The following is a 9,850-nucleotide window of genomic DNA, read 5'->3' as shown; positions in this document are numbered from 1 at the left end:
AAGGGAGGTGCTCTCCCAGCTGAGCTAATCACCCGATACTGCGCTGGATACTACTTACTAACTAAGTTAGTGGTGGGTCGTGCAGGATTCGAACCTGCGACCAATTGATTAAAAGTCAACTGCTCTACCAACTGAGCTAACGACCCACTTTTTTTGCCGCTTTCGGGCTGTTTGATATCCCTTGGCAACGGCGGCATATATTACTGATTTCAGATTTTAGCGCAACAAAAATTTCGATGTAAATAACTCAACTGCTTAGGAATCACACGACGCGACCAGAATTAACACGATTTCTGGTCGCATGGTGTTCATTACATCGCGCCAAGGCGTTTTTGCGCTTGTTTCGCGCCATCAGTGCCAGGGTATTTAGTGATAACCTGCTGATAAACGGCTTTCGCTTTCTCTTTATCACCTTTGTCCTGCATGATGACGCCGACTTTATACATCGCGTCTGCAGCCTTTGGTGATTTCGGGAAATTTTTGACTACTGAAGCAAAATAGAACGCTGCATCATCTTTTTTCCCCTTGTTGTAATTCAACTGACCCAGCCAGTAATTCGCATTTGGCAGGTAAGTTGAGTCTGGGTACTTTTTAATGAAGTTCTGAAATGCTTCAATCGCGTCATCCTGGCGGGATTTATCCTGCACCAGAGCAATGGCCGCATTGTAATCGGTATTCGCATCGCCAGTTTGTACCGGAGCACCTGACGCTGCCGCTGCACCCGCATCAGGTGCAGGGGTTGCTGCTGCCCCACTCTGATCGCCGCCCGCAGATTGCGCCGCAGGTGCACTACCGCTGCCAAGATTATTCATCTGCAGCAATATCTGCTTCTGGCGTTCAACAACCTGATTCAGTTGATACTGATTTTCCTGAATTTGACCGCGCAGGGAATCAATATCGGACTGATTATCGGAGAGTTGTTGCTGGAGTTGGGTTAAAAGCTGACTGTGAGCGTTAGAAATACGCTCGAGTTGAGTGACACGGTCTTCGACCGAGCCAGAGCCGACACTACTGATTGGCGCCTGTGCAAAAGCGGCCCAGGGGGCCGCTATGCCAACCAGTAACGACAGACTCAACAGATGATGTCTGAAGTTACTGCTCATGCAATTCTCTTAGTAAACCAGTACGGCGCGACGGTTTTTGGCGTAAGCCGCTTCGTCATGACCCAGTACTGCAGGTTTTTCTTTACCGTAAGAAACGATGGAGATCTGGTCAGCAGAAACGCCTTTACCCTGCAGGTACATCTTAACGGCGTTCGCACGACGCTCACCCAGGGAGATGTTGTACTCAGGAGTACCACGTTCGTCCGCATGACCTTCTACGGTGACTTTGTAAGACGGGTTGCTACGCAGGAAGTTAGCGTGAGCATCCAGCATTGCAGCGAAGTCAGAACGGATATCGTACTTGTCCAGATCGAAGTAAACGATGTTGTTCTGCTGCAGCTGTTGCATCTGAAGACGCGCTTGCTCTTCAGAAGACATGTTGCCGCTGCCGTTTGCATCCATACCAGTGCCGGCACCCAGCATGCCTTCGCTGCCGTCATTGCTGGCGTTCTTGTTAGAAGAACACGCTGCAATAGCCATAACAGGCAGAGCAATCATCAGCCCTTTCAGCACTTTGTTCAGTTGCATTTCAATGATTCCTTTATTAATCAATTATTTATTATCACAGATACGGCGACCAGGCAGGGAATTTAACCTGTCCATCAGTTGCCGGAAGACGCGCTTTGAAACGCCCATCTGTAGAAACCAAATTCAGCACGGATCCCATCCCCTGAGAAGAGCTGTAGATTACCATAGTGCCGTTAGGTGCCAGACTTGGCGTTTCGTCCAGGAACGTTGACGACAGAACTTGTACGCCACCCGCTACCAGATCTTGTTTGGCAATGTGCTGCTGACCGTTGGCCGAGCTTACCATTACCATAAATTTACCGTCGCTGCTCACATCCGCATCCTGGTTTTGCGAACCTTCCCAGGTAATGCGCTGCGGAGCACCGCCGTTGACGTTAACTTTATATACCTGCGGACGACCGGCCTGGTCAGACGTAAAGGCCAGGTTTTGGCTGTCCGGGAACCAGGTAGGTTCCGTGTTGTTGCTACGACCATCCGTCACCTGACGGATCTGACCGGAACCAATGTCCATGACATACAGGTTCAGGCTACCGGTTTTAGACAGGGCAAACGCCAGTTTGCTGCCATCCGGAGAAAACGCAGGCGCACCGTTGTGACGTGGGAACGAGGCTACCTGACGAACCGCGCCGTTAGACAGTGTCTGAATAACCAGTGCAGAACGACCGCTTTCGAAGGTAACGTACGCCAGTTTTGAACCGTCCGGGGACCACGCCGGAGACATCAGCGGCTGCGGAGAACGGTGTACCACGAACTGGTTGTAACCATCGTAGTCGGACACACGTAATTCGTACGGGAACTGACCACCGTTGGTCTGAACAACATAAGCGATACGGGTACGGAATGCACCTTTAATGCCGGTCAGTTTTTCAAACACTTCGTCACTTGCAGTATGGCCCGCGTAACGCAGCCACTGCTTGTTCACTTTATAGGTGTTCTGTGCCAGTACGGTACCCGGTGCGCCACCGGTGTCAACCAGCTGATAGGCAACGCTGTAAGAACCATCCGGGTTCGGCGTAACCTGGCCGACGACTACGGCATCAATGCCCAGCGCAGACCAAGCGGCAGGTTGAACTTCCTGCGCGGTACCGGGCTGCTGAGGCAGACGAGAACGGTCTAACGGGTTAAATTTACCGCTGTTACGCAGGTCAGCACCTACGATACCACCGATATCTTCAGGTGCAGCACCCGGTCCTGCCCACTGAAAGGGGACAACACCAATCGGGCGCGCCGAGTCCACCCCCTGGGTGATCTCGATACGTACTTCTGCGTGCAGCACCGCTGCCCACAGCATCAGAAAACCAAATGCTACTCGTAATGCCTGCTTCATCATATCTCCCTTATCTGGACGGAAAGCCCACGATAATTTAGCAGAATGTTAACAAACTCAAATACACAAAACTACCAGAACTCTGTCTCAACCTTAGACCGTTTCCCCTGATTTCTCAGGGGGCGTTATTACAGTTTGAAGTCCAGTTTGGCATCTTTTACTTTTTCATAAACTGCCTGGCTAGGCGGTTTAGGAATTCTTGCGGTTTTCGCAGCCGTCAGCGCAGCCTGACACAATGCCGGATCCCCGCCCTCTTCGGTCACATCCAGTAACAGACCATCGGGTGCTAACTTGATATGTAATACGCAAGATTTACCTGCATACAAATCTGCACCATACAGACGGCTCTGGATCGCATTGCGAATTTGAGATGCGTAAGCACTGATATCAGCGCCAGATGCACCGCCATTGGCACCACTTGTACCACTATCTTTCGCCGGTTGGCCGTTTCCTTTCGCTCCACCGCCCGATTTCGGTGCATTCTTACCGGAGCTCAGGTCACCCAACAAGTCGTCAACGCCAGAGGCTGCAGCGGCTTTTTCGGCCGCAGCCTTTTTAGCAGCAGTTGCTTTATCTGCCGCAGCTTTCTTATCGGCAGCGGCTTTCTCAGCTGCAGCTTTTTTGTCTGCTGCTGCTTTTTCTGCAGCGGCTTTCTTATCAGCCGCCGCTTTTTCAGCAGCGGCAGCTTTCGCGGCAGCGGCTTTTTCTGCTTTCTCAGCAGCAGCTTTCTCGGCTGCTGCTTGCTTAGCGGCCTCAGCCTGTGCTTTCTTCGCAGCGTCCGCAGCTGCCTTAGCAGCTTGTGCTTCTGCAGCTTTCTTCGCATCAGCGGCGGCTTTAGCGGCTTCAGCCTCAGCTTTTTTCTGTGCGTCCGCAGCGGCTTTCTTCGCGGCATCTGCCGCTTGCTTAGCCTGGGCATCAGCTTTAGCCTTCGCGTCTGCAGCAGCCTTCGCCGCAGCCTCTTCAGCCTGTTTCTGTTGCTCTTGCGCTTTCGCTGCGGCGGCTTCAGCTTGCTTCTGCTGTTCCGCCTGTTCGCGCACTTTTTCCTGCGCGGCTAAACGTTCTTTTTCCAGCTGCTTCAGTCGCTCTTGCTCAGCTGCCTGCTTCTCGCGAAGTTCTTCAGCTTGCTGCTGCGCCTGCTTTTCACGCTGCTCTTCAGCGCGTTTCGCACTTGCCTGCTGTTGCTGCTGCCTGTCGTACTGTTGCACAACGGCGCCAGGATCGACCATAACGGCGTCGATGGACGAACCGCCACCGCCGCCGGCTGAAGCATCAATGTGCTCATCGAACGAACTCCAGATCAGCGCTGCAAATAAAATGACATGCAGCACCGCTGAAATAATTATCGCCCTTTTGAGCTTGTCGTTTTGTTCGGTTGCCTTTGACACTCTCGGTTCCCAAAAAACTGTTCGCCTGTTACGTGCTATTTTTCAAGCCAGCAAAACGCAGTCATCAGATTGGCTGCGTCATCAAGCCAACCGATTTTACGCCTGCACTGTGTAACAAGTTCAGCGCTTTAATTATTTCATCATAAGGCACGTCTTTCGCACCACCGATTAAAAAGACCGTTTTCGGATTGGTCTGCAGGCGGCTTTTCGCTTCCGCAATAACCTGCTCCGGTGGTAGTTGATCCATACGATCTTTCTCAACCACCACGCTGTATTGCCCAATACCGGAAACTTCAATAATGACCGGGGGTTCGTCGTTACTGCTGACGGCTTGCGATTCGGTCGCATCCGGCAGGTCGACTTCCACACTCTGCGTAATGATCGGTGCGGTTGCCATAAAGATCAGCAACAGCACCAGCAGTACGTCGAGCAGCGGTACAATATTGATTTCGGACTTGAGTTCGCGACGACCTCGTCCACGCGTTCTGGCCATGGCTTACCCCTTGTTGCTCTCGCTAACGGTAAACGCCTGGCGGTGCAGAATCGCGGTGAACTCTTCCATAAAGTTGTCGTAATTCAGTTCCAGTTTGTTCACGCGCTGGTTCAGACGGTTGTAGGCCATAACCGCTGGAATTGCCGCAAACAGACCGATAGCCGTTGCAATCAACGCTTCTGCGATACCCGGTGCGACCATTTGCAGCGTCGCCTGTTTTACCGCGCCTAGCGCGATAAATGCGTGCATGATCCCCCAAACGGTACCGAACAGACCGATATACGGGCTAATGGAGCCAACGGTGCCGAGGAATGGAATATGCGTTTCCAGCGTTTCCAGCTCACGGTTCATCGAGATACGCATCGCACGGGAAGCCCCCTCAACGACCGCTTCCGGCGCGTGGCTATTTGCCCGATGCAAACGCGCAAATTCTTTGAATCCGCTGTAGAAAATTTGCTCCGAGCCCGCCAAATTATCACGACGCCCCTGGCTTTCCTGGTACAGGCGCGACAATTCAATGCCGGACCAGAACTTGTCTTCAAATGCTTCGGCTTCACGTGAAGCAGCATTAAGAATACGGGTCCGTTGGATGATGATGGCCCAGGATGCGATTGAGAAACCAATCAAAATCAACATGATAAGTTTAACCAGAAGGCTTGCCTTCAGGAACAAATCAAGGATATTCATGTCAGTCACTGCTTAAACTCCGCGACAATAGACTTGGGAAGCGCACGAGGCTTCATTTTGAGTGGATCAACGCAAACAATCAGAACTTCGGCTTCATTCAGCACGGTGTTCTCTGCGTTGACAATGCGTTGCGTGAAAACCAATGAGGTGCCACGCATTGACGTAATTTCGGTTTGAACTTCGAGCATATCGTCGAGCCGGGCAGGCGCAAAATACTCGAGGGTCATCTTGCGCACCACAAAGGCGACACGTTCGGCCAACAGGACCTGCTGACTGAAGTGATGATGACGAAGCATTTCTGTGCGTGCTCTTTCATAAAAAGCGACGTAACTGGCGTGGTAAACCACCCCACCGGCATCGGTATCTTCATAATAGACACGAACCGGCCATCGAAACATATACTTATTCATTCCTACTGCCTCTTTGTTGGCTTCGCCCACTCACACCAGTTACTTACCTTTGTAAGCGTCTGGTGATTCGCGTTCTTGCCGCCGCGATGCATCAAGAATGTCGTTGTATATCGCGCTGTCTTCACTGTACATCCCGGTAATGCAATTAGGTTGTGTCCTGTGGTTGTTCGCGGATGGCGCTGACGAAAATTTTTGCACAGAACAAGGCGCGAGTGGCGAAGTTTGGTAATTCCAAACAAGACGCAAGTAACGCAGTACTGTGCAAAAAGATTCTCAGCCCTTCGGGACGCGTTCCATCAGGATGTTCTCTGTGTTGTCGCACTTGGACATAGTTCTACTATGTCCAGCGCACTCCGCCTTGATAACGTCCTGATGGTACAGCGTCGCCACCGCACACAACCACAGGGCACAACCTCAGGTTAGTGCTTTCAAACTTCGCTACTATACGCGCGGGAATGGTGCTTTGGAATGGGGGAAAGTAAACGGAGAGTAAAAAATTATGGGCTTATGCAAGCCCATAAATATTTAAGGATGTTTCTTATTCAAAAGAAGAAGAAAATCAGACCAACAACGAGGACAATATCCGCGATCAGCGGGCAGAAGATGCCCTGCCAATGTACGGCGCGAGGACAGAAGCCAACGCCGTGAATAATGCCTGCGCAGACCGCCCACATCAGCAGGAAACCATGCCAGATTTCAAGCTCACTGGTTTTGGCCGCGAAACGAGACGGATCCCAGAATATGCAGCCAGCCAACACGATTGCCAGCACAAATGAAAGCGCCCGCAAGGGGCGCTTGTCCATCGCGTTGTATACCATCGCGATAATGTTGGTCATTAGCTATCTTCTTGCCCGGCTTTGCCTGATTCAACGTGCTCAAGCGCCAGCGCTGTGATTATCCCAAATGCACAGGCAAGAAGCGTTCCCAAAATCCATGCGAAATACCACATTTTAAGCTCCTTACTTAGTACAGAGAGTGGGTGTTGCTTTCAATATCTTCTTTAGTGATGCGACCGAACATCTTCCAGTAACACCAGCTGGTGTACAGCAGAATGATCGGTACAAACACCGCCGCGACCCAGGTCATCAGATTCAATGTACGCTGGCTGGAGGTGGCATCCCACATGGTCAAACTTGCGTTCATCATGGTGCTGGATGGCATCACAAACGGGAACATTGCGATACCGGCAGTCAGGATGATGCAGGCTAACGTCAGTGAGGAGAAGACGAACGCCCATGCCCCTTTCTCCATACGAGAAGTCAGGATGGTTAACAGCGGCAGAACCACGCCCAGTGCAGGAACCAGCCACAGGATAGGTGCATTGTTAAAGTTCACCATCCATGCGCCAGCCACACGAGCCACTTCTTTGGTCAGCGGGTTAGAGGCGGCATGATGATCCAGTGCTGAGGTCACAACATAACCGTCAATACCGTAAATCACCCACACACCGGCCAGCGCGAAGCAGACCAGAGTCACCAGCGCCGCAACCTGTGAAGTTGCACGAGCACGCAGATGCAGTTCACCTACCGTACGCATCTGCAGATAGGTCGCACCCTGGGTGATGATCATCCCAACGCTCACGACACCTGCCAGCAGACCAAACGGATTCAGCAACTGGAAGAAGTTACCGGTGTAGTACAAACGCATGTAGTCATCTACGTGGAACGGAACCCCTTGCAGCAGGTTGCCGAACGCCACGCCAATCACCAGCGGTGGCACGAAGCTACCAATGAAGATGCCCCAGTCCCACATGTTGCGCCAGCGCATATCTTCAATCTTAGAGCGGTAGTCAAAACCGACCGGACGGAAGAACAAGGACGCCAGAACCAGAATCATCGCCACATAGAAACCGGAGAACGCAGCGGCATACACCATCGGCCAGGCAGCGAACAGTGCGCCCCCCGCGGTGATGAGCCAAACCTGGTTACCGTCCCAGTGCGGGGCGATGGAGTTAATCATAATTCGACGCTCGGTATCATTACGACCGAGGAAACGGGTGAGCATGCCCACCCCCATGTCGAATCCATCAGTGACTGCAAAACCAATCAGCAGAATGCCAACCAGCAGCCACCAGATAAAACGCAATACTTCATAATCGATCATTTGACGACTCCTGTCTTAGCGTGCCGGCTGAGAAGTCACAGTGGACTGCTCGTAGTGATAACGACCGGTTTTCAGGCTACTCGGCCCAAGGCGTGCGAACTTGAACATCAGATACAGTTCAGCCACCAGGAACAGGGTATACAGGCCGCAAATCAACAGCATCGAGAAGATGAGGTCGCCAGCAGTCAGCGAAGAGTTCGCTACGGCTGTTGGTAACACTTCACCAATCGCCCACGGTTGACGACCGTACTCTGCAACAAACCAACCGGATTCAATAGCAATCCACGGCAGAGGAATCGCATACAGCGCGGTGCGCAGCAGCCATTTTTTCTCACCGATACGGTTACGAAGCACAGTCCAGAAGGACACCGCGATAATTGCCAGCATCAGAATGCCGCATGCCACCATGATACGGAAAGCGAAGTACAGCGGCGCAACGCGAGGAATAGAATCTTTCGTTGCCTGCTGAATTTGCGCTTCGGTCGCGTCGGTAACTTTGTCCGTATAGCGTTTCAACAGCAGACCATAACCCAGGTCTTTCTTCATGCTGTTGAACTGGTCGCGAACGGCCTGGTCGGTAGTACCAGCACGCAGTTCTTCCAGCAGCTGATACGCTTTCATCCCGTTACGGATACGCTCTTCGTGTTGCACCATCAGGTCTTTCAGACCAATGACCGGTGTATCAACAGAGCGGGTGGCAATGATGCCCAGCGCATAAGGAATCTGAATCGCAAAATGGTTTTCCTGCGCATCCTGGTCCGGAATACCGAACAGCGTGAAAGAAGCCGGTGCAGGCTGAGTTTCCCATTCTGCTTCAATCGCAGCGAGTTTGGTTTTCTGCACGTCGCCCATTTCGTAACCAGATTCATCACCCAGAACGATAACAGACAGAATAGCAGCCATACCAAAGCTGGCAGCGATAGCAAAAGAACGTTTAGCAAACGCGAAGTCACGACCGCGCAGCATATAGTAGGAGCTGATACCCAGAACGAACATCGCGCCACATACATAACCAGATGCCACAGTGTGAACAAATTTCACCTGTGCTACCGGGTTGAGCACCAGTTCAGAGAAGCTCAGCATCTCCATACGCATGGTTTCGAAGTTGAAATCCGCTGCGATTGGGTTCTGCATCCAGCCGTTCGCAACCAGAATCCACAACGCGGACAGGTTAGAACCCAGAGCCACCAGCCAGGTGACACACATATGCTGGACTTTACCCAAACGGTCCCAGCCGAAGAAGAACAGACCTACAAAGGTGGATTCGAGGAAGAAGGCCATCAAACCTTCGATCGCCAGCGGCGCACCGAAAATATCCCCTACATAGTGGGAGTAGTAAGACCAGTTAGTCCCGAACTGGAACTCCATGGTCAGACCGGTAGCCACACCCAGAGCGAAGTTGATACCAAACAACTTGCCCCAGAACTTGGTCATATCTTTATAAATCTGTTTGCCGGAAAGGACGTAGACCGTTTCCATGATGGCCAACAAGAACGCCATACCGAGCGTCAGTGGCACAAACAGGAAGTGGTACATCGCGGTCAAGGCAAACTGTAAGCGCGACAGTTCGACTATATCTAACATCATGACTCCTTGCTCATCGCATGAAGACTCCGAGAGTGAACCCCGTTAGAAAGGGTCACACGCATGCCCCAATACAAATTTATCTGCTTCCTTCCGCCGCTACCCTTTCCTCTCATTTGAAGAAAGGACAATGATGAAAGGTTACAAACATGTTAATAAAACACTCAAATTGATCCCGCAATTATATTACGCCGTAAAATCCTTACAATAAACAGGTTTTTATCGAGACA

11 protein-coding genes and 1 tRNA gene are annotated in these 9,850 nt (G+C 51.7%); all 12 read right to left on the bottom strand.

Annotated elements, in window-relative coordinates; all coding sequences use genetic code 11:
* Positions 1 to 70 precede the first annotated feature (70 nt).
* A tRNA-Lys gene (locus FDW94_RS04245) sits at positions 71 to 146 on the bottom strand.
* 165 nt (positions 147 to 311) lie between these two features.
* Entirely contained in the window at positions 312 to 1,103 is a 792-nt protein-coding gene (cpoB, locus tag FDW94_RS04240) for a cell division protein CpoB (RefSeq protein WP_003831441.1), read from the bottom strand.
* 9 nt (positions 1,104 to 1,112) lie between these two features.
* Positions 1,113 to 1,631: a peptidoglycan-associated lipoprotein Pal gene (gene pal / locus FDW94_RS04235; protein ID WP_003022983.1), complete on the bottom strand. Its 519-nt coding sequence runs from the start codon at positions 1,629 to 1,631 to the stop codon at positions 1,113 to 1,115.
* Positions 1,632 to 1,665: 34 nt separating this feature from the next.
* Positions 1,666 to 2,958 carry a Tol-Pal system beta propeller repeat protein TolB gene (tolB, locus tag FDW94_RS04230; protein ID WP_003022981.1) on the bottom strand — a complete coding sequence of 431 codons (1,293 nt, stop codon included), beginning with the start codon at positions 2,956 to 2,958 and terminating at the stop codon, positions 1,666 to 1,668.
* 128 nt (positions 2,959 to 3,086) lie between these two features.
* On the bottom strand, positions 3,087 to 4,343 hold the full coding sequence (gene tolA, locus FDW94_RS04225; protein WP_137377172.1) for a cell envelope integrity protein TolA: 1,257 nt from the start codon (positions 4,341 to 4,343) through the stop codon (positions 3,087 to 3,089).
* 64 nt (positions 4,344 to 4,407) lie between these two features.
* Positions 4,408 to 4,836 carry a colicin uptake protein TolR gene (gene tolR, locus FDW94_RS04220; RefSeq protein ID WP_003022978.1) on the bottom strand — a complete coding sequence of 143 codons (429 nt, stop codon included), beginning with the start codon at positions 4,834 to 4,836 and terminating at the stop codon, positions 4,408 to 4,410.
* Positions 4,837 to 4,839: 3 nt separating this feature from the next.
* Positions 4,840 to 5,532: a Tol-Pal system protein TolQ gene (gene tolQ / locus FDW94_RS04215; protein ID WP_003022976.1), complete on the bottom strand. Its 693-nt coding sequence runs from the start codon at positions 5,530 to 5,532 to the stop codon at positions 4,840 to 4,842.
* A complete protein-coding gene (gene ybgC / locus FDW94_RS04210) occupies positions 5,529 to 5,933 on the bottom strand; it encodes a tol-pal system-associated acyl-CoA thioesterase (protein WP_003831439.1) in 405 nt (134 codons plus the stop codon). The genes tolQ and ybgC overlap by 4 nt, the downstream gene beginning before the upstream one ends.
* Positions 5,934 to 6,475: 542 nt before the next feature.
* Positions 6,476 to 6,769 carry a cyd operon protein YbgE gene (gene ybgE, locus FDW94_RS04205; protein ID WP_137377171.1) on the bottom strand — a complete coding sequence of 98 codons (294 nt, stop codon included), beginning with the start codon at positions 6,767 to 6,769 and terminating at the stop codon, positions 6,476 to 6,478.
* Complete coding sequence (gene cydX, locus FDW94_RS04200; RefSeq protein WP_003022970.1) at positions 6,769 to 6,882, bottom strand: cytochrome bd-I oxidase subunit CydX; 114 nt, start codon at positions 6,880 to 6,882, stop codon at positions 6,769 to 6,771. The genes ybgE and cydX overlap by 1 nt, the downstream gene beginning before the upstream one ends.
* Before the next feature lie 14 nt (positions 6,883 to 6,896).
* Positions 6,897 to 8,036, bottom strand: a complete 1,140-nt coding sequence (gene cydB, locus FDW94_RS04195) for a cytochrome d ubiquinol oxidase subunit II (protein WP_003831431.1) — start codon at positions 8,034 to 8,036, stop codon at positions 6,897 to 6,899.
* A 15-nt stretch (positions 8,037 to 8,051) separates the two neighbouring features.
* Entirely contained in the window at positions 8,052 to 9,620 is a 1,569-nt protein-coding gene (cydA, locus tag FDW94_RS04190; RefSeq protein ID WP_008784156.1) for a cytochrome ubiquinol oxidase subunit I, read from the bottom strand.
* Between the last annotated feature and the right edge of the window lie 230 nt (positions 9,621 to 9,850).

The organism is Citrobacter sp. wls757, from assembly GCF_005280935.1.
In the GTDB taxonomy this organism is placed as follows: domain Bacteria; phylum Pseudomonadota; class Gammaproteobacteria; order Enterobacterales; family Enterobacteriaceae; genus Citrobacter; species Citrobacter portucalensis.
Note: the sequence above shows the minus strand (reverse complement) of the source record. Positions and strands in the feature narration are given on the sequence as shown.

Excerpts from the sequence above, each read along its gene's own strand:
- ybgC (WP_003831439.1), bottom strand. The coding sequence starts at position 5,933 with ATGAATAAGTATATGTTTCGATGGCCGGTTCGTGTCTATTATGAAGAT.
- cydB (WP_003831431.1), bottom strand. The coding sequence starts at position 8,036 with ATGATCGATTATGAAGTATTGCGTTTTATCTGGTGGCTGCTGGTTGGC.
- cpoB (WP_003831441.1), bottom strand. The coding sequence starts at position 1,103 with ATGAGCAGTAACTTCAGACATCATCTGTTGAGTCTGTCGTTACTGGTT.
- ybgE (WP_137377171.1), bottom strand. The coding sequence starts at position 6,769 with ATGACCAACATTATCGCGATGGTATACAACGCGATGGACAAGCGCCCC.
- tolR (WP_003022978.1), bottom strand. The coding sequence starts at position 4,836 with ATGGCCAGAACGCGTGGACGAGGTCGTCGCGAACTCAAGTCCGAAATC.
- pal (WP_003022983.1), bottom strand. The coding sequence starts at position 1,631 with ATGCAACTGAACAAAGTGCTGAAAGGGCTGATGATTGCTCTGCCTGTT.
- cydX (WP_003022970.1), bottom strand. The coding sequence starts at position 6,882 with ATGTGGTATTTCGCATGGATTTTGGGAACGCTTCTTGCCTGTGCATTT.
- tolB (WP_003022981.1), bottom strand. The coding sequence starts at position 2,958 with ATGAAGCAGGCATTACGAGTAGCATTTGGTTTTCTGATGCTGTGGGCA.
- cydA (WP_008784156.1), bottom strand. The coding sequence starts at position 9,620 with ATGTTAGATATAGTCGAACTGTCGCGCTTACAGTTTGCCTTGACCGCG.